Below are 18,273 nucleotides of genomic sequence, written 5' to 3' on the forward strand. Positions count from 1 at the left end.
TACCCCTTAGGGCTTTTTTGTGTTTAAATTAATTTTTATATGGTGTATTTCAAGGAGTGGGTATGAATATAAACGCCAGCTTTATTAATTACTTAATGCTTATTTTAGTTCCGTTTTTTGCTGTAATGAGTTATTACCTCGGTAAACGTAAAACGACAACCCCTATCATTGTCGCTATTATCGGTGGTTTGTTAGGTTTAATGCCTTTATTTGGTCTGGTATTTATTGCTGTACTGGCGCTTAAAAAAGATATTGAGACGAGCGCGTGATCACAAGCCATTCGCTTTATTTTGAACACACCTTTGAAGTAAACCTAGCAGGGCAAACATTTTCGCATTGCGAATTTGAGCAATGCGAATTTATCGATTGCGACTTTAGCCACAGCCAGTTTGAAAACTGTCGGTTTATAGAATGCGAGTTTAAAAACTGTAATTTAGCGGCGCTTGGGCTCAAGTATACCTCACTTGAAGAGGTGAGCTTTAAAGCGTGTAAATTAACCAGTGTACGCTTTACAGATGTTGATTGGCCGCTGCTTGCCACCCGTGCCCCTGTGAGTTTTATTGGCTGTGAACTTAGCCATAGCAGCTTTTTTGAACTCAGTTTAAAGGCCTTAAAAATGCGCAGCTGTTTTGCCAAAGATGTTGATTTTAGGCATGCGGATTTATCATCTGCTGATTTTACTGATACTGATTTTCGTGACAGCGTGTTTCAACAAACGAATCTCAGTAAAGCTAATTTTATTGGCGCCAGCCATTTTGCTATTGATATAACCGCTAATAATATAAGTAAAGCTAAATTCGAGCGTTATGCAGCTTTGGACTTACTCGCCGGGCTCGATATAGAGCTGGTGGATTAAGTACCATTACTAATAGGATTAAGGAAAGCCATGAATTTAAGTCCCACCTCCTTGGAAGGAAAATTTATTAAATTAGTGCCATTAACACCAGCGCATCGTGATGCACTTGTAAATGCAGCCGCAGATGGTGAGTTGTGGAAATTATGGTTTACCTCTGTGCCCAATGAAGAGCGAGTTGATGATTATTTAACCATGGCATTTGAGCAACAAGCTCAGGGCCGAGCATTACCATTTGCAGTTATAGACCAGCAAAGTGGCGAGGTTATCGGTTCAAGCCGTTTTTGTAATATTGATACTAAAAACCGCCGTTTAGAAATTGGTTATACCTGGTATGCCAAGCGCTTTCAGCGCACAGCCGTCAATACCGAATGCAAAAAGTTACTGCTTAATTATGCTTTTGAAACGCTGCATGTGATTGCTGTAGAGTTTCGTACTCATTGGCATAATATGGCATCACGCAATGCTATTGCACGTTTAGGGGCTAAACAAGACGGTGTACTTCGAAACCACCAAGTAATGGCCGATGGGCATGTGCGTGACACGGTGGTGTTTTCAATTATTGATGGCGAGTGGCCGATGGTTAAACGCAGTTTAGAATATAAATTAGAGCAGTAGAAAGTGTTGACTCTAAGAAAAATAACTTTGTTATTAGCGTTTACGCTTTTTGGACAGCGAGCCATTGCTACTGAAACTGAGGTTTTGTTTGATACCCAACGATCGCGCCATATTCCAGTGACGATAACGCCTACCGATAGTAAATGCACCGCGCAGAAAAAGTGCCCCGTTGTTTTTATTGGCGCAGGTTACGGTATGGCGCATACAGATTATCAATTTGCGCAGCAGGTTTTTCATCAGCATGGTTATTTAACGGTTGAAGTTGCGCATGAATTAAACGGTGACCCAAGTTTAAATCCTGAGCCGCCTTACATGACGACGCGGATGGAAAATTGGCATCGCGGTGTAGAAACGCTGGTGTTTTTAGTGAATGAACTTAAAGGGCGTTATCCTGCGTATGATTTTAACCAGTTAACCTTGTTTGGGCATTCAAATGGCGGCGATATTGCAGCCTTGTATGCCGCTATTTACCCAGCGAAAGTGAGTAAAGTGATCACCCTTGATCATCGTCGTATGCTGATACCACGTAATAAAAACATTGCTGTGCTTACGCTACGCGGCAGTGACTACCCTGCAGATGACAACGTATTGCTCACACAGCAAGAGTTGGCTTTATACCCTGTTACACAAGTAACAATGGCAGGTTCTCGCCATAATGATATGTATGATGGTGGTCCAAAAGTACTGGTCGAGCGTATGCGCAAAGAGCTCGATGCGTTTTTATCACGCTATTAATTATTTTTGATATTCAGTTAAAACTGGGCATCAATATCGCTGCGGAAATTAAAATAGCCCATCTCAACGAGGTTGTTATACACACTTTCTATATTTAGTGGCAGCCATTGTTGATACATTTTTAAATGGCTGTATTTCTCTAAAGTAATTTCTTTTTGTAAGGTTGAGAGTTTTTTGCCTGCTAACATGCCATCGCGAACGGCTGCATGTAAGTCTTCAATATAGTGTAAGTAAGACACCACATCATCGCGGTTGCCAGTATCAGCGTGCCCACCTATAAACACAGCAAAAGGTGGCTCATTAAGAATGGCCTTTGTGGAAGAGAGCATTCCGTTAATATCGTACCCTATGAGGTTTTTATAAGGCATGCGGCCAAGTACAATCCAATCAACAACGTAAAGTACATTAGCTGGCATAAAACGCATACTGACATTACCTCGGCCATTATTTGGCCCGTAGTAATTGAGCACAACGTAACTCTCACCTAGGTTCAACGTTAATGTATCGCTAAATGTCAGATCAGGCAGGGCTGTCGGCACTTTATTCAATCTTAGGTCGTCAGCGGCAAACTTATGAGAAACGACGGTGGTGTTTTTATCAATGAGTTCATTACCGCCCATGGCATGGTCAACATGGCTATGGCTGTACACCATGTATTTAATGTCGGCGTTAAACGTTTTCTTTATATAACTTTTTAAATATTGTGCGGCATCACTATTGAGTGGGTCAGTCACTAATGCAACCTTATCAACGATCATAAAGGCGCTGTGGTAATGGCCGGCACTAAAGCGGTATATATTGTCTTTAATATTTTCAACCTTATAGCTTGTCTGTTCTACTGCAAAGGTATATTGACCGAGTAGCATTAGTAAGCTGAAAAGTACAAGGTGAAGCCTGGCGAACATAAACAATCCTTTTACGTTGAAACGTATCTAAATAAGCACATTAAAGTGCGTTCTAGCGTGTGTATTATAGTCGATAAAGTTTAGTTGATCTGTGTCAAATTTCAGGAACTCAGCCTGTAGGGGAGGACATAAGTCCTTATATTTTTAACTGCGTTTCTCTATCCTCGCGAAGCGCTATAATGAAGAAATGCTATGCTTAGCACAGACTTCTAGAACCTTATTCACTGGAAAAGACAATGCAACATTTACCTACCGTTGATTATAAAGCGAGCGATGCGGCCGCTCAATTTGTTGAGTCACTAAGAAACACAGGTTTCGGTGTATTAAAAAATCACCCAATTCCTCAGTCATTAGTTGAATCAATCTATAAAAATTGGCAAGAATTCTTTAATTCTGAGCAAAAGCATGCGTTTTTATTCTCAAAAGAAACACAAGATGGTTATTTCCCGCCGTCTGTGTCTGAAGTTGCAAAAGGCTTTACCGTAAAAGATATTAAAGAGTACTACCACGTTTATCCTAAAGGCCGAGTGCCCGCACAATTAGAAGAAGAAATTCGTGAGTACTATCGCTTAGCCAATGAGTTTGCAGCCACACTTTTAAGCTGGGTTCAAGCTGAAGCACCAGAAGACGTGCGTGCTAAGTTTTCTATCGATCTTAAAGATATGATTGCAGACTCTGAGCAAACACTTCTACGTATTTTACATTACCCCCCCATGACGGGTGATGAAGAGCCGGGTGCGATTCGCGCCGCTGCACATGGCGATATTAACTTATTAACGGTTTTACCAGCAGCGAACGAACCAGGTTTGCAAGTACAAACAACAGATGGCGGTTGGTTAGATGTTCCGTGTGATTTTGGTAACCTGATCATCAATATTGGTGACATGTTACAAGAAGCGTCGGGTGGTTACTTCCCATCGACTATTCACCGTGTGATCAACCCAACGGGTAAAGCGTCAACGAAATCACGCATTTCGTTACCGTTATTCCTTCACCCGCGTCCAGATGTTGTACTGTCTGAGCGCTATACTGCCGATAGTTATTTACAAGAACGTTTACGTGAGCTAGGCGTTAAGTAAAAGCAAACGACTAGAAAGAAGCGGCTCAGGCCGCTTTTTTCGTCTTTAATACACATACCAATAAATCGCCGTTATAAAATAATTCCATGCATTATTGGCTATCATAGGTATAATGCGCGCACTTCGGCAATTCAGCTGACTTTTTGAATTTGAGAGACACTATGAGTTTTGATGGCTTAGGATTATCACAGTCTTTAGTTAATGCAGTTTTAGAAAAAGGCTATGAAACACCTACGCCTATTCAAACACAAGCGATCCCTGCGATTATAGCGGGTAGAGACGTGATGGCCGCGGCGCAAACCGGTACAGGCAAAACAGCAGGTTTTACTTTACCGTTAATCGAGCGTTTAGCCAAAGGCAAAAAGGCAAGTGGAAATCGCGTGCGCGCGCTTGTGCTTGCACCTACACGTGAGCTTGCATTACAAGTGAGCGAAAACGTAGAGGAATATGCTAAGCATTCTAATATTAGTTCGTTTGTGGTGTATGGTGGCGTTAAAATTAACCCGCAAATGATGCGCCTTCGTAAAGGTGTTGATATTTTAGTTGCAACACCGGGACGCTTACTGGATTTACATAATCAGAATGCGCTCCAGTTTGATACCTTAGAAGTGTTAGTGCTTGATGAAGCCGACCGTATGCTTGATATGGGCTTTATTCACGATATTAAACGTATCATTGCGAAGTTACCTACTCAGCGTCAAAATTTGATGTTTTCAGCGACGTTCTCTGATGAAATACGTGCCTTAGCAAAGGGACTTATTAACGACCCAGTCGAGATTTCTGTAGCAGCTAAAAACACCACCGCAAAAACCGTGTCACAATCGGTTTACGCGGTTGATAAGTCAAGAAAAACAGCCCTATTGAGCCATTTGATTCGTACCAACAATTGGCAACAGGTATTAGTTTTTAGCCGTACCAAACACGGTGCTAACCGTTTGGTTAAACAGTTAGAGCGTGATGACATTGTGGGCGCGGCTATTCATGGTAATAAATCGCAAGGTGCGCGTGTTAAAGCGCTTGAAGGTTTTAAAAATGGCGAAGTACGTGTATTAGTTGCCACAGATATCGTAGCCCGAGGGCTTGATATTGTTGAGCTGCCACACGTTATCAATTACGACTTGCCGAATGTGTACGAAGATTATGTACACCGTATTGGTCGAACTGGTCGTGCAGGTGCTTCTGGGCATGCTATTTCGTTTGTGACAGCCGAGGATGCCATTGATCTATACGGTATTGAACGTTTTATTGGTGAATTGATCCCGCGCGCGACTGAAGCGGGGTTTGAACCAAGCAATCCCGTGCCTGAAAGAGAGCTTGATGCACGCCCAATTAAACCTAAAAAGCCGAAAAAAGCCAAACAGCCGTTTTCTAAGCCGAAGTCGGATAGTAAAAAACCAAATAGCAATGGCAGTGGCATAGGTCCACGCCGTGGTGGTTCGGGAAAAAAATCTAATGCCACTAAAGGAAGTGACGAGCAAACACAAAGCCCATGGGCTAAGCGTCAGTCTGTAGGGGGGAATGCTCAACGCAAACGTCGCCCTAAAAACGGTGGCTCAAATAACAGCTAATTTATCGGTTGATTAATAAAAAGCGCGCCTATTTTGGCGCGTTTTTTTATGGGTCTGCAAAGTCACACTGCTTTGAGGTAATTAACCGCTAAGCCAATGAATAAAGTCATGCTGACACTGAGTAAGGTACCGAGGATAACGTATTCAGTCAGTTTTTTATCTTTACTGGCACTTAAATCACCAAAGCGGAATACGGATTTTGCTGCAAGTAAAAAGCCAACGCCTGCAAATTGGTCCAGTAAGATAAATGTTAGCATTAATACGCGCTCAAGCATGCCAATACTTTGTCCTGCGGCTGGTAAACTGCCAGTGGCGCTAAAGCCAGATGTGATGCGCTCTAACATCATGCGAATAAACACCGCTGTTGGATTTAAAACCAATAAATAGCCACACAGCACCCATAATGTCGCCGGTTGTATCAACCATTCCCAGCTATGTGTAAAAAATTCATCGTTGTCGCTTAACCATATAGCCAGTAACAACAAGACAACTAAATGTGCAAGTTGGTCGACAATAAAAGGAACCACGCCTTTACTTGAGTAAGATTTAGCAAGGTCGATTACATAGTGTGTAACCATAATTACTGCCGTGGCGATAACGACGCTTGAAAGCGCTTGCCAACCATAATTAAACTCCCAAAGTAATAGCACCAAAAATGAGCTAACACCGTGGGTGAGCACGTGTAAGTAAAGTTTACTGGCACGAAAGTGGCGTGTATTTCTGTCATGCACCCAGCTCATGGGTTGCCAGTAAAAGTCGGCAATTAAATGCGCTAAAATTAAGCTTACGATAAGTAATGAAAAACTCATGTTGTCATTCCTTTGAGTGTGGTTTGGCTGTACTGCATAAAACGTTCAATTAATTGGTAGTGAGCTAAATTTAAAAGTTTTGTGACATTGGCTCGGCTTGTTGCGAGTTCTTTAGCAAGTTCGGCATGATTGTTGTGTTCTGCTGTTAAATAATAAAATAACGCATTTGCTTGTTTTTGACTCATTTTTTCAAGTAATACTTCAATTAGTTCAATATTGAGTAAAAAACCCTCGTCAAGGGGCTGATTGTCTATTTGTAAAATGAGTCGTTGATGGCCCATATTATCTAACCCCCGCCCAGATAGAGTATAGGCACTGCCTGTGGCTGTTTTTATATCAGCCCGTGGATTATCAACCTTTCCAATGGCCAGGCTTTGTCTGAGCTCATAATTAGCGGCTTTCATTTGCAAATATAAAAGTATCGCCGCACAACATACTGTATCAGGCGTCGCTAGATGCAGTTGCATAGCATCGCCGCGGTAAATGGTATAGTCAGCGTCGAACCGATTAGCAATAAAGCGTAGACTCTGATCAAGCTGATACAGCATCGCGTCGTATTCTTGCTGGGGGATTTTTTGTGATTTAATTAAATCACCACTGATCACCGCTATCATTATGGATTTCCTTTTTAAAGTAACTTAATTCGGTTACATCGCGATAAGTAACCAAATTCGGTTACTTTGTTTTATGTAACCAATTTAGGTTACTCTTTCGTAAATTTCAACCAAGATATGCTACAGTGTGATCAAACCACTAAGAATAGAATCAGTATGCAAGCAGTTGATAAGCCAAAAGTCGGCATTTTTGTTGATGTGCAGAATATTTATTATACCTGCAGAGAGAGCTATAAAAAGAATTTTGATTACAATGCCTTCTGGGCGAAAATGAGCGAACGGTATCAGATTGATTGCGCGATTGCGTATGCAATTTATCGCGGTGATGAGAAACAGTCTCAGTTTCAAAATATTCTTCGTGCGATTGGCTTTGAGGTAAAACTTAAACCTTTTATTCAACGCCGCGATGGGAGCGCAAAAGGGGATTGGGATGTTGGTATCACCATTGATATGCTTGAGCATGCAAAACAACTCGATAAAATGATTTTGCTCTCCGGCGATGGTGACTTTGCCTTATTGCTTGGCCACCTAGCACACAACTACCACATTCCTTGCGATGTGTATGGCGCTGAATACCTTACTGCCGATGTGCTTAAACACGCTGCTGCTGAGTTTCATTGTATTGATGATTCTTTGTTGCTCGGTAAGTGAAGAAAAATTATTCCATAATAAATAAAATATTTAAATAAAGTATTATTTCAGCTAAGCTAACATGAGTTACACTGATTACAAATAAAGGAAACGTGGTTTGTCAAAACCAGATTTATGCCAAAAAAGGTGTGAATGAAAGCGTTATCAGCCATCCTTGGTGGAGAATTAAAATTTCTTACCTTTAAATAAAGCTATTTAATTCAGTGGATTATGAATAAATATGAAACTAATGCTAATTTTTATAAAAAATATAATGACAACGCTGTCATTTGTTGTGTAACATTAAATCAACATGGGTCGAGATGATTTCGCATTCAGATAAGAAAAAAAGTGCGATTGAGACAAAAACTAAACGAAGGTTAGGGGTCGTTAAATGATGGCGAAGAGTGTGAGTGAGGACCAGTTGTTTATTGGTATTGATGGTGGCGGAACGAAATGTCGAGCAACTATCTACTCTGTTAAACAGGGTGTATTAGGAACCGGCCTGGGTGGTCCAGCGAATCCATTACATGGTTTGGAACGCACACTTGAATCAATCATGGTTTCCACACAGCTAGCGCTTCGAGACGCGGGATTACCCCTTGAAACGGTTCATCAACTTTATGCTGGCTTAGGATTAGCGGGTGTAAATCTTCCGAGCCTTTACGATAAAATTATGGAATGGGATCATCCATTCAAACAAATGTTCTTAACGACCGACTTACACACCGCGTGTATAGGGGCACATGAGGGCAGTGATGGCGCTGTTATTATCACAGGCACGGGCTCATGTGGTTTTTCATGCGTAAATGGTCGCACGACTAACTTTGGTGGCCACGGTTTTGCGTTAGGTGACAAAGGAAGTGGCGCATGGATGGGCTTAGAAGCAATTAAAGCATCATTACTTAATTTAGATGGCTTAGGGCCTTCAACGAGCTTAACGAGAGTGATTACTGAACATTTTTCTGCTGAAAATGCGATGGGTATTGTTGAGCAAATGTCGGGACAGCCTTCAAGTAGTTATGCAAAACTAGCGCGCTATGTGTTTGACGCTGCTAATAATGGCGATGCGGTTGCCACTGCTATCGTTCAAGATGGTGCTGATTATGTGAGTAAATTAGCGCACCGTTTACTTGAAAATAAGCCTCCTCGATTATCGATGATTGGTGGCCTAGCAGAGCCCCTTAATAAATGGCTTGATACCGAGATAGCAAAACGCGTAGAAGCGCCTATTCAGCCACCAGAAATGGGCGCTGTGTATTTCGCACAACAATCAGTGCTCGAACAAAATCAAGAGGTTGCTCTGTAATGGCTACTTATCATGCTACGTCATTGTTTACCGGTGACGAGTTTTTAGAAAATGTTTTTTTTAGTGTTGCAAATGGGGTGATGACATTTGTTGATGCTGTTGATAATGCGATTGAATTAGATGGCTTAGTCGCTCCGGGTTTCATTGATGTACAAGTGAATGGAGGAGGCGGTGCCTTCTTTAATGCTGAGCAAACAACAGAATGCTTAGACCGAATAGCGAAAGCACATGGTCAATTTGGCACTACGGCACTGATGCCCACCTTGATCACCGATAAAGTCGAAGTAATGGCGATGGCGGCTGATGCAACAGCCAAAGCACTTGCTGAGGGGGTACCTGGGGTACTAGGAATACACTTTGAAGGCCCACATTTATCATTCCCTAAAAAAGGCACGCACAGTGAGCAATTCATTCGACCAATAACAGAACAAGAATTTGCGATTTATGCACGTCAAGACTTGGGTATAAAAATGGTGACCTTGGCACCTGAAAGTGTCAGTACCAACGACATTGCTCGTTTAATCGAGTGTGGTGTAAAAGTATCTATTGGTCACACGAATGCTGATTTTGCGACAACGAATGCAGCACTTGCAGCGGGAGCCGATGGGTTTACACACTTATTTAATGCTATGTCAGCGTTCACTTCTCGAGAGCCTGGTGTTGTTGGTGCCGCGCTTTGGGATGATAACAGCTGGTGCGGATTGATTGTTGATGGTCACCATGTACACCCATCATCAGCCAAGTTGGCAATTCGTACTAAGCAACGTGGGAAAATCATGTTAGTCACAGACGCGATGCCACCTGTGGGTACAAATGATATGGAATTTGATTTTTTTGATGGTCGAAAAGTAATTCGAACAGGTGATCGTTTAAATTCAACGACGGGCGAGTTGGCGGGCAGTGTATTAGACATGGCAAGCGCGGTGCGAAACACCGTGAATACCTTAGATGTTAGTTTAGCGGAAACATTACGCATGGCGTCACTGTATCCTGCACAGTACCTCGGTTTAAAGAAAAAAGGCCGCTTACTAGAAGGCTATGATGCCGATTTTGTCGTACTTGATGAGCATCAATGTGTGACAGCTACTTTTATTGCTGGTAAAGCGCTGTAATTAACTTCCCTGGTAAAAACCCCCGCCGTTGTATCGCGGGGCTTTTTGTATTCGAGGTAATAACATGACAACAACACACCCTACAAAAAAACGTTTAGCCTCATTAGATGCGCTTCGTGGCATGGACATGTTTTGGATATTAGGTGGTCAGTCGATATTCGCAGCGCTATTTGTGTTAACAGGCTGGACTGGCTGGAAAGTATTTGAAGCACATACTGTGCACAGTGCCTGGCATGGCTTTACTTTTTATGACTTAATTTTCCCGTTATTTATTTTCTTATCAGGCGTTGCTATGGGGCTTGCACCGAAGCGCATTGACCACTTAAGTTGGGATGAGCGTAAAGTGTATTACCGTAAGGCAGCTAAACGTTTGTTATTATTGTGCCTATTAGGGATTTTGTATAATCATGGTTGGGGCACAGGCATGCCTGTGGCGCTTGATGAAATCCGTTATGCCAGTGTACTTGGTCGCATTGCGATCGCGTGGTTTTTTTGTGCCATGCTAGTGTGGCACACGAGTCTGCGTACTCAAGTTATCACGGCATTGTCTATTTTAGTCGGTTATTGGGTCCTTTTGTGCTTTGTGCCAGTACCCGGTGGCAGTGCAGGGGACTTATCTGCAGCGGGGAGTTGGAATGCATGGTTTGATGCACATTTATTACCAGGCATTAGCTATCAAAACCGTGTCGTTGACCCAGAAGGCGTGCTGTCGAATGTTCCAGCGATTGTTAATGCTTTAATCGGTGTGTTTGCAGGCCAACTTATTGCCCGAGCTCAGCAAATGGGTGAATGGAAAATGTCGGTGATACTGTTTGCCTCAGGGGTTATCTGTGTGTGTTTAGGCTGGTTATGGGACTTACATTTTCCGGTAAATAAAGAATTATGGACGAGTTCGTTTGTATTGGTCACTGTTGGCTGGAGTGCGATGTTACTTGCTGTGTTTTACGTGCTGGTGGATATTCTGCCAGGCCAGCGAGCAGCGTATCCATTTGTGATCATTGGTGCTAATTCAATTATTATTTATTTGGCATCAAGTTTGGTGAATTGGGGTTATGTAAGCCAAAGTGTGTTTGGTGGAGTGATCCGCTCAACACCAGAAATATGGCAGCCTTTAATGAGTGTTATTGCATTACTGGCCGTTCAAATGCTGGTGTTACATTGGATGTACCGCCGCAAAATTTTTGTGAGTGTATGACAAAATAGCCCCATTTTTTGTCGAAAACAGTTATTTTTTTATTCACTTTTACTTTACAAACTTAAATCTAAAAGTGATAATGACAGCGTTGTCATAATGGTTGTAGTCACTGTACCGTATCCTGGCAGTGGCTTGATCTAAAACCCAATTAGATTGCACGTGTGGTTGGGTTTTAGATCCCATTTTTTTCCAACTTAAAATTAGAGCTAATCGATATGCAAATAGTGATTCTTGATGATGCCGCACAAGTCGCAGCCTATGGTGCTGACATCTTTGCAAAACAATTATTAAAAAAGCCAGCGTCAGTACTTGGTCTCGCAACAGGTTCAACACCTGTTGCGTTATATCAAGAACTCATTACTAAAAATAAAGCGGGTGATATTTCCTTTAGCCAAGCGACAACATTTAATTTAGATGAATACTTAGGTTTAACAGGTGAGCATCCACAAAGTTACCGATACTTTATGAATGAGCAGCTGTTTAATCATATTGATATCGATAAAGCCAATACGCATGTGCCGCCAGGGGATGCAGAGAATCCTTTGGTTGCGTGTAAAGACTACGAGCAAAAAATTGTCGATGCGGGCGGCATCGATGTGCAATTACTGGGCATTGGTCGTAACGGTCACATTGGCTTTAATGAGCCGTCGTCAGGGCTTGCATCACGCACACGTGTTAAAACACTGACTAAAGCAACGATAGATGATAACGCGCGTTTTTTTGCTGAGGGCGAATACCAGCCTCATTTATCAATTACGATGGGGATTGGCACCATTCTCGATGCTAAAAAAGTGGTGCTGCTAGCAACAGGTGAAAGTAAAGCCGATGCTGTACATGCGATGGTTGAAGGCCCATTAATGGCGAAATGCCCAGCATCAGCATTGCAGCTACACAAAGATGCAGTGATTATTATCGATAAAGCTGCCGCAAGTAAATTAGAAGATTTGGCGTTTTATCAGCACATAGAGGCTGAAAACCAAAAATTACAGGCACACCTAGCGAGCTTGTAAAATTGTGAGAGAGCATAAAAAAGCCCATTTGGGCTTTTTTTATGCCCGTTATAAATTGGGTTTATCATCAGCTTATGGTAATTTCGTAGACGAACCTTTTTAGGATACTAAAACGTAGTTTCTTTAAATGGTTAGAGTAGAAGATGTAAATTATTTCAAAGGAACGTCATGCTGAATTACTCTCAAATGCCATTGGACCGTGCATCAAATTGTCGCAAAGATCCTAAGTGGCTAAAGGCACAAATAAATTCGCAAAGCCGCTGGTTATTGGTTAATAAAAATCAAAGTTTATTCGTAAAAGATACGCCGCAAGTATGTTATTTACGGTTATCGCAAGTGGATCATTTAGACTTATCAAAAGGCATTTTGCTTGGCCTTGATGAGCAGGACATTGCTCATTTTGCATTGGATGTAAGTGACGTTCCAGAATCGGTAATAGCTCCCGTACTTGATGGTGCTGAATTTGTTGATATTCGCAAGTTAGGCCCTCAAGTTGAACTTAAACAAGGCTCTATTGCAGCCCTTGCCAGAGGTTTATGCTTTTGGCATGCAACGCATCGTTTTTGTGGTCGATGTGGTCATGAAAATAACATGGTTGAAGCGGGTCATTCACGCTTATGTGAAAATCAAACCTGCCAACATCAAACATTCCCGCGCACTGATCCTGCCGTTATTATGATTGTAACAAAAACCTTTGCTGATGGCGTTGAGCGCTGTTTACTAGGTCGCCAAGCCAGTTGGCCCGAAGGGGTTTATTCAACGCTTGCTGGATTTGTTGATCCTGGCGAAACGTTAGAACAAGCCGTTGCACGCGAAGTAATGGAAGAAGCGGGGATTGAGGTGACAGACATTCAATACATTGCCTCTCAACCGTGGCCATTTCCTTCCTCTATAATGTTTGGTTTTATGGCAACCGCCGTGTCAGAAGATATCTTAGTTGATAAAGATGAATTAGACGATGCGAGATGGTTTAGTCGTGCAGAACTTAATGAATTTGGGCAATGGCATGAACAAGGCAATCACCTTAAGCTAACGCGACAAGATTCTATTTCACGATTTTTGGTTGAGCACTGGCGCAACCTGTAAAGCAGATTGGAAAACAAATGAAAAAGATAAATAGAAATACCCAACTCGTCTCTGCAGGGCGTAAGAAAGCCTATACACAAGGCGTTGTTAACCCGGTAGTGCAACGTGCGTCAACGGTGGTATTCGACTCAGTTGCAGAGTTAAAAGAAGCAGCAAAAAAACGGGGTGATAAAACACTGTTTTATGGCAGACGAGGAACAACAACACACTTTGCATTACAAGAAGCCATCGCTGAACTTGAAGGTGGCGAAGGCTGTGCGCTTTATCCATCAGGTGCTGCGGCTATTAGTAACGCTTTATTGTCGTTTGTAAAAACGGGTGATCATATTTTAATGGTCGACACGGCTTATGAGCCGACACGCGACTTTTGCGATAAAATACTGGCGGGCTTGGGCATAGAAACCACTTACTACCCGCCAGGCATTGGCGCGGGCATTAGTGCGCTTATAAAAGACAACACCCGCGTGCTATTTTTAGAATCGCCGGGCTCAATCACCATGGAAATTCAAGATGTGCCAGCGATGGTTGCTAAAGCAAACGAACGTGGTGTGATGACCATGCTCGATAATACGTGGGGGAACGGATTGCATTATCGCCCACTTGAGCACGGTGTTGATATCAGTATTCAAGCTGCAACAAAGTACATTGTTGGTCACTCCGATGTAATGATGGGTGTGGCGGTTTCAAACAAAAAATATTGGCCAACATTAAGAGAAAACTCATATTTATTGGGTCAATGTACCTCAGCAGATGATGCGTATTTAGCATTGCGCGGCCTTCGTACGATGGCTGTGAGATTAAAACAACATGAGCAAGCTGCAATTGACGTTGCAACATGGCTTGAAACCCACCCATTGGTTGATCATGTACGCCATCCTGCATTCGAAACATGCCCAGGGCATGAATTCTTTAAGCGTGACTTTGATGGCAGTAATGGCTTGTTTTCATTTGTAATGAAAGCAGGTAATCAGCAAGCCATTGATGCATTTCTAGATAGCTTACAGCATTTTAAAATGGGCTTTTCATGGGGAGGATATGAAAGCCTCGTCACGGCAAATTTAACCATGAAAGGACTGCGTTCTGAAACTGGTTGGACGCAAGGCCCTGTGATACGTTTACATATAGGCCTAGAAGATGTGGCTGATTTGCTAGCCGATTTAGATCAAGCACTCGCCATTTATGAGCAGCACCTCTAACTTAAAAATATACTTTGTTACATAAGAGCCGTTTATCGGCTCTTTTTTTCTGGTAATTCAAGCTGTTTCACCTTAGTGTAAATTAAATATTAAAATTCATTAAGGATTATGAGTGACGCAGTTACATCCTAAACGCCTTGCGCAAATTGCACAATTTGAGCTTGTAAGACTCTTTTTAACCAAAAGAGGGTTACTAGCCGTTGCCGCATTTGCCATTTGTTGGTTATTAATTTTACGCTACCCCATAGCGCAATCTGTTAGTTTAATAAGTTCGCCAGATTTTGCCGATTTTGCGAGGCAAATGTTTGGTGCTATCGGAATTAGTAAACTTCTCGATTGGCCAGAATCAGAGCTTGCGGTGTATTGGCTTATTGCTTTGTTTAGTTTTCCTGGTTTTTGTTTATTTTTATGCAGTGACCAAACCGTGGGAGATAAACAACGCGGCACACTGCGCTTTTTATCCTTGAGAGCGACGCGTAGCGAAATAATTATAGGTCGCTTTTTAGGGCAGTTATTAATACTCACCGTACTTTTATTTGTGACCTTAATGGCCACTGTTTCGATGTTAGCGTACCGAGAGCCGAGCTTATTTGTATCTGGGCTTAGCCGCAGTGTTGTTTTATTACTGCATTTAGTGATCACCGTTATGCCATTTATCGCGTTAATGAGTTTTTTAAATACGTTTGCACGTTCTGCGCGATTATCCTTTGTTTTGGCTATTTTATTTTTTGCAGCAGGGAACATTATTATTGGTCTTTTAAGCTGGCAATGGCCTATTTTTGAGGTGTTAAATTATCTGTTTCCAGGTTATCAAATTGACCTTATGGCAGGGCAAAGGGCAGGGCTGATGTTAGGTGTCGGTTTACCTTTGCTGCAGACAGCTGTTTTGTTAGTTGTGGCTGAGCGTATTTTTGCAAGGAGTTCATTATGACCGTATTAATTCGTGGCGAAGGTCTATCGAAAAATTATGGCAGCAAACGCGCGCTCGATAATGTCAGTTTCGAAATTAGTAAAGGGGCACCAGTGGCATTGGTTGGGCCAAATGGAGCCGGTAAAACAACGCTATTTAGTTTGCTCTGTGGTTACATTTTACCTAGCGCAGGAAGTTTATCGGTAATGGGCCATAAACCGGGCAGTGCGGCCTTGTTTGGTAAGCTCACTGCATTACCACAAGATGCTCAACTGGACCCGCGCTTTAGCATTGCCCATCAACTTAATTTTTATGGTCAATTACAAGGCTTAAGCAATGCGGTACGCAACAAAGAAACCGCACGCGTACTTGAGCTGGTTGGTTTGGCTGAGGTAGCTAAACAGCGCCCTGATGATTTATCGCATGGTATGCGCAAGCGCGTCACAATTGCGCAAGCATTAATAGGCACACCTGAAATCGTGATGCTAGATGAAGCAACCGCTGGCCTTGATCCGATTCATGCGCGTGAAGTGCGCGAGCTTGTCAGTACACTTAGCAATGAAGCGACTTTTATTTTGAGCTCGCATGATTTAACTGAACTCGAGCGTTTATGCTCTCAAGTGCTGCATTTAGACCAAGGTGTGTTAAGCGAGCATCAAGCTCGTTCAACAAGTCAGGACAACAAACATTATATCACTTTGCAACTGAGTCAATTATACGGCGGGGTAGAGACCAAACTATCAAGTTTGCCAGAGGTCAACCATGTCTATATGAGTCAATCAAAAGAATATGTTATAGAGTTTGAAAAAGGCGCTGACCCATTTGATATCAATCTTCTTCATTTTTGTTATCAACAAGGTTGGCACTATCGCCAATTGGTTAATGGTCATACACTTGAAAATCAAATATTTAATAAGGAGAGCTAATCATGGGTCTATTAAGTGGGTTAATGGGGAATGCAAGCGAAGTCGATAACAGTGACTTAGAGCATTTAATTGCCAATACATTAATTGAAGGAGAAAGCGTACAAAAAGCCTACAAGGTTGTACGCGATATGTTTATCTTTACCAATAAAAGACTAATCCTTATTGATAAACAAGGTGTTACTGGTTCTAAAATGGAAATTTTGAGTATTGCTTATTCAAAAATCACCAAGTTTAGTAAGGAAAGTGCCGGTCATTTTGATTTAGATGCGGAGTTGAAAATTTGGGTTGGGTCAGATCCAACACCAATCACTAAAGACTTTAAAGCCGGAGATAACATTAATGAAGTTTATAAAATTATAAGCCAATTCTCTATATAAGGTACTGAACTGCTTGTTCTTTTCTAGAAAAAGGGGCTTTGAACATCCGTTTAAGCCAACTTTTTCTTTACATTTACCGACACTTTATTACAATTAGTATAGTAAAAACAAACGCTTAGTTAAGTTGTTGTTCAGTTTTCTCACGTTAGCATGTGCCCACATTAGCCAACAGGCTAGTTTTTAATAGCAATAAAACAATGTTAATAGGGAAATCTGTTTATGAAAAAGTTAGCAGTTATTATTTCAAGTATGCTTCTGTCAACTGCCGCGACTGCTGCGGATAGTTATCAATCAATTAGCCATTTAGGGTATATGGACACCGATGGCAACGACACTGTGAGTGTTGATTCAATTTACTACTTTGCTCCAAAGACGACATTAGGTCCGTATGATCAATTTGAATACATCAACAAAACAACCAATGTGTATGGTTCGTATGCTGATGATGACTTTGGTGATGTGACGGGTCTTGGCGGTGAGTACTTTGTAAAAGATTTCGTATTTGGTGCGGGCTATAACAATTATGACTATGGTTCGAGCACAGATGTATTTAACGTATCTGCGGGTTATTTCTTTAATCCGAACCTACTGTTAAAAGCGACATTCATCGACGTTGAAGACGGTGAAAATTCGGTGATGTTTGATCTTAAGTACAATCACCAGCTAAACAGCACAGATTACGTGGGCTTCACATTAACAGCGGATGATGACTTTGATTATCGCGCAGTGAATGCGAAGTACTTCATGGACCTTAAACAAGGTAATTACTTAACGGTTGAAGGGACTATCTCTGATACTGATAATGCAGGTAGTTCATGGGAGTTAGGTTCTAACTACTATTTCTCAAAAGCAACATCGGCATTTGTTACATTTAACAAAGAAGATGATTACAGCTTTGGTGCTCAACATTATTTCAACAAAAATGTGGGCTTAAAAGTGGGTTATGCAAACAACTGGGATGACTCAGATTACGATGCATACTTCGCAAACGTTAGCCTGCAGTTCTAATCATTTATTTGATGATATGAAAAAGCCCGCATATGCGTAATGCAGATCAGTTAAGCATATTTTTATGATCACTTGACTGATCTTTTCATAGCTTCACAATCCGATATTAGAAATAGTATCGGATTTTTTTATGTCTCTAATTCAACACTTCGATGATATGTCCTCCTTTTTAGATGATGTACATACACTCGACAAACTTAAGCAGGTTCTTGACCCTGATATTCTTGAACAAGCATTTGAACATGCGGGAGTTGCCACTGTTCGCAGAAGGCGGTTACCGCTAGAAGCTATTATGTGGTCTGTAATTGGAATGAGTTTATTCCGAAACGAAAC

21 protein-coding genes are annotated in these 18,273 nt (G+C 41.8%); 18 read left to right on the forward strand and 3 right to left on the reverse strand.

All coding sequences use genetic code 11. From position 1 onward, the window contains the following. The first annotated feature begins 62 nt into the window (after positions 1-62). From LPA49_RS10520 to LPA49_RS10535, 4 genes are read left to right on the forward strand one after another with little or no spacing between them, the layout of a single operon-like run. Positions 63-269 (forward strand): hypothetical protein, encoded by a 207-nt coding sequence (locus tag LPA49_RS10520; protein ID WP_036969362.1) that lies wholly within the window; start codon positions 63-65, stop codon positions 267-269. Continuing rightward, a complete protein-coding gene (locus LPA49_RS10525) occupies positions 266-856 on the forward strand; it encodes a pentapeptide repeat-containing protein (protein ID WP_230236494.1) in 591 nt (196 codons plus the stop codon). The genes LPA49_RS10520 and LPA49_RS10525 overlap by 4 nt, the downstream gene beginning before the upstream one ends. Positions 857-886: 30 nt before the next feature. Continuing rightward, positions 887-1,471, forward strand: coding sequence for a GNAT family N-acetyltransferase (locus LPA49_RS10530; protein ID WP_074989717.1), 585 nt, complete (start codon positions 887-889; stop codon positions 1,469-1,471). A gap of 21 nt (positions 1,472-1,492) precedes the next feature. Next, positions 1,493-2,206, forward strand: a complete 714-nt coding sequence (locus LPA49_RS10535) for an alpha/beta hydrolase (RefSeq protein WP_199525003.1) — start codon at positions 1,493-1,495, stop codon at positions 2,204-2,206. A 17-nt stretch (positions 2,207-2,223) separates the two neighbouring features. Here LPA49_RS10535 and LPA49_RS10540 read toward each other — a convergent pair whose 3' ends face one another. After that, complete coding sequence (locus LPA49_RS10540) at positions 2,224-3,111, reverse strand: MBL fold metallo-hydrolase (protein WP_199524995.1); 888 nt, start codon at positions 3,109-3,111, stop codon at positions 2,224-2,226. Positions 3,112-3,347: 236 nt separating this feature from the next. On the opposite strand from LPA49_RS10540, the gene LPA49_RS10545 reads away from it, so the two are divergent. Both LPA49_RS10545 and LPA49_RS10550 read left to right on the forward strand, forming a co-directional pair. Continuing rightward, the gene (locus tag LPA49_RS10545; protein ID WP_036969353.1) at positions 3,348-4,190 is read left to right on the forward strand and encodes an isopenicillin N synthase family oxygenase; all 843 of its coding nucleotides are present in this window, start codon (positions 3,348-3,350) and stop codon (positions 4,188-4,190) included. A gap of 161 nt (positions 4,191-4,351) precedes the next feature. Continuing rightward, on the forward strand, positions 4,352-5,758 hold the full coding sequence (locus tag LPA49_RS10550; RefSeq protein WP_065979349.1) for a DEAD/DEAH box helicase: 1,407 nt from the start codon (positions 4,352-4,354) through the stop codon (positions 5,756-5,758). Between the two features lie 62 nt (positions 5,759-5,820). Here the strand turns inward: LPA49_RS10550 and LPA49_RS10555 are convergent, their stop codons facing one another. Together LPA49_RS10555 and LPA49_RS10560 are read right to left on the reverse strand one after the other, a co-directional pair. Continuing rightward, positions 5,821-6,567 carry a DUF3307 domain-containing protein gene (locus tag LPA49_RS10555; RefSeq protein ID WP_230236496.1) on the reverse strand — a complete coding sequence of 249 codons (747 nt, stop codon included), beginning with the start codon at positions 6,565-6,567 and terminating at the stop codon, positions 5,821-5,823. After that, positions 6,564-7,181 carry a hypothetical protein gene (locus LPA49_RS10560; RefSeq protein ID WP_074989714.1) on the reverse strand — a complete coding sequence of 206 codons (618 nt, stop codon included), beginning with the start codon at positions 7,179-7,181 and terminating at the stop codon, positions 6,564-6,566. The genes LPA49_RS10555 and LPA49_RS10560 overlap by 4 nt, the downstream gene beginning before the upstream one ends. Before the next feature lie 156 nt (positions 7,182-7,337). Between LPA49_RS10560 and LPA49_RS10565 the strand changes: the two genes are divergently transcribed. The 12 genes from LPA49_RS10565 to LPA49_RS10620 all read left to right on the forward strand — a co-directional run. Beyond that, a complete protein-coding gene (locus LPA49_RS10565; protein WP_081759726.1) occupies positions 7,338-7,832 on the forward strand; it encodes an NYN domain-containing protein in 495 nt (164 codons plus the stop codon). 373 nt (positions 7,833-8,205) lie between these two features. Further along, positions 8,206-9,120: an N-acetylglucosamine kinase gene (gene nagK, locus LPA49_RS10570; protein WP_196857693.1), complete on the forward strand. Its 915-nt coding sequence runs from the start codon at positions 8,206-8,208 to the stop codon at positions 9,118-9,120. Further along, the gene (gene nagA / locus LPA49_RS10575) at positions 9,120-10,232 is read left to right on the forward strand and encodes an N-acetylglucosamine-6-phosphate deacetylase (protein ID WP_196857694.1); all 1,113 of its coding nucleotides are present in this window, start codon (positions 9,120-9,122) and stop codon (positions 10,230-10,232) included. The genes nagK and nagA overlap by 1 nt, the downstream gene beginning before the upstream one ends. Before the next feature lie 64 nt (positions 10,233-10,296). After that, positions 10,297-11,427: a transmembrane glucosamine N-acetyltransferase NagX gene (gene nagX, locus LPA49_RS10580; RefSeq protein WP_230236498.1), complete on the forward strand. Its 1,131-nt coding sequence runs from the start codon at positions 10,297-10,299 to the stop codon at positions 11,425-11,427. 215 nt (positions 11,428-11,642) lie between these two features. Next, positions 11,643-12,437: a glucosamine-6-phosphate deaminase gene (gene nagB / locus LPA49_RS10585; protein ID WP_180311498.1), complete on the forward strand. Its 795-nt coding sequence runs from the start codon at positions 11,643-11,645 to the stop codon at positions 12,435-12,437. 168 nt (positions 12,438-12,605) lie between these two features. Further along, the gene (nudC, locus tag LPA49_RS10590) at positions 12,606-13,523 is read left to right on the forward strand and encodes an NAD(+) diphosphatase (RefSeq protein ID WP_230236500.1); all 918 of its coding nucleotides are present in this window, start codon (positions 12,606-12,608) and stop codon (positions 13,521-13,523) included. Positions 13,524-13,540: 17 nt separating this feature from the next. Next, positions 13,541-14,719, forward strand: a complete 1,179-nt coding sequence (locus tag LPA49_RS10595; protein ID WP_036969333.1) for a cystathionine beta-lyase — start codon at positions 13,541-13,543, stop codon at positions 14,717-14,719. Positions 14,720-14,831: 112 nt separating this feature from the next. Further along, on the forward strand, positions 14,832-15,650 hold the full coding sequence (locus LPA49_RS10600; RefSeq protein WP_036969330.1) for an ABC transporter permease: 819 nt from the start codon (positions 14,832-14,834) through the stop codon (positions 15,648-15,650). Then, positions 15,647-16,555, forward strand: coding sequence for an ABC transporter ATP-binding protein (locus LPA49_RS10605; protein WP_036969328.1), 909 nt, complete (start codon positions 15,647-15,649; stop codon positions 16,553-16,555). Before LPA49_RS10600 ends, LPA49_RS10605 begins: the two co-directional genes overlap by 4 nt. Positions 16,556-16,557: 2 nt before the next feature. Next, positions 16,558-16,932: a PH domain-containing protein gene (locus LPA49_RS10610; protein ID WP_036969326.1), complete on the forward strand. Its 375-nt coding sequence runs from the start codon at positions 16,558-16,560 to the stop codon at positions 16,930-16,932. Between the two features lie 219 nt (positions 16,933-17,151). Further along, positions 17,152-17,940: a putative porin gene (locus LPA49_RS10615; RefSeq protein ID WP_065979343.1), complete on the forward strand. Its 789-nt coding sequence runs from the start codon at positions 17,152-17,154 to the stop codon at positions 17,938-17,940. A gap of 130 nt (positions 17,941-18,070) precedes the next feature. Beyond that, positions 18,071-18,273, forward strand: a 203-nt coding sequence (locus LPA49_RS10620) for a transposase domain-containing protein (protein WP_230236502.1), incomplete at its 3' end; no start/stop codon positions are given.

This window comes from Pseudoalteromonas sp. MB41, assembly GCF_020966275.1.
In the GTDB taxonomy this organism is placed as follows: Bacteria; Pseudomonadota; Gammaproteobacteria; order Enterobacterales; family Alteromonadaceae; genus Pseudoalteromonas; species Pseudoalteromonas lipolytica.

Bases quoted from the DNA above. Each gene is read 5' to 3' on its own strand.
- LPA49_RS10520 (WP_036969362.1), top strand. From the start codon at position 63: ATGAATATAAACGCCAGCTTTATTAATTACTTAATGCTTATTTTAGTT.
- LPA49_RS10530 (WP_074989717.1), top strand. From the start codon at position 887: ATGAATTTAAGTCCCACCTCCTTGGAAGGAAAATTTATTAAATTAGTG.
- LPA49_RS10540 (WP_199524995.1), bottom strand. From the start codon at position 3,111: ATGTTCGCCAGGCTTCACCTTGTACTTTTCAGCTTACTAATGCTACTC.
- LPA49_RS10545 (WP_036969353.1), top strand. From the start codon at position 3,348: ATGCAACATTTACCTACCGTTGATTATAAAGCGAGCGATGCGGCCGCT.
- LPA49_RS10550 (WP_065979349.1), top strand. From the start codon at position 4,352: ATGAGTTTTGATGGCTTAGGATTATCACAGTCTTTAGTTAATGCAGTT.
- LPA49_RS10555 (WP_230236496.1), bottom strand. From the start codon at position 6,567: ATGAGTTTTTCATTACTTATCGTAAGCTTAATTTTAGCGCATTTAATT.
- LPA49_RS10560 (WP_074989714.1), bottom strand. From the start codon at position 7,181: ATGATAGCGGTGATCAGTGGTGATTTAATTAAATCACAAAAAATCCCC.
- LPA49_RS10565 (WP_081759726.1), top strand. From the start codon at position 7,338: ATGCAAGCAGTTGATAAGCCAAAAGTCGGCATTTTTGTTGATGTGCAG.
- nagK (WP_196857693.1), top strand. From the start codon at position 8,206: ATGATGGCGAAGAGTGTGAGTGAGGACCAGTTGTTTATTGGTATTGAT.
- nagA (WP_196857694.1), top strand. From the start codon at position 9,120: ATGGCTACTTATCATGCTACGTCATTGTTTACCGGTGACGAGTTTTTA.
- nagX (WP_230236498.1), top strand. From the start codon at position 10,297: ATGACAACAACACACCCTACAAAAAAACGTTTAGCCTCATTAGATGCG.
- nagB (WP_180311498.1), top strand. From the start codon at position 11,643: ATGCAAATAGTGATTCTTGATGATGCCGCACAAGTCGCAGCCTATGGT.
- nudC (WP_230236500.1), top strand. From the start codon at position 12,606: ATGCTGAATTACTCTCAAATGCCATTGGACCGTGCATCAAATTGTCGC.
- LPA49_RS10595 (WP_036969333.1), top strand. From the start codon at position 13,541: ATGAAAAAGATAAATAGAAATACCCAACTCGTCTCTGCAGGGCGTAAG.
- LPA49_RS10605 (WP_036969328.1), top strand. From the start codon at position 15,647: ATGACCGTATTAATTCGTGGCGAAGGTCTATCGAAAAATTATGGCAGC.
- LPA49_RS10610 (WP_036969326.1), top strand. From the start codon at position 16,558: ATGGGTCTATTAAGTGGGTTAATGGGGAATGCAAGCGAAGTCGATAAC.
- LPA49_RS10615 (WP_065979343.1), top strand. From the start codon at position 17,152: ATGAAAAAGTTAGCAGTTATTATTTCAAGTATGCTTCTGTCAACTGCC.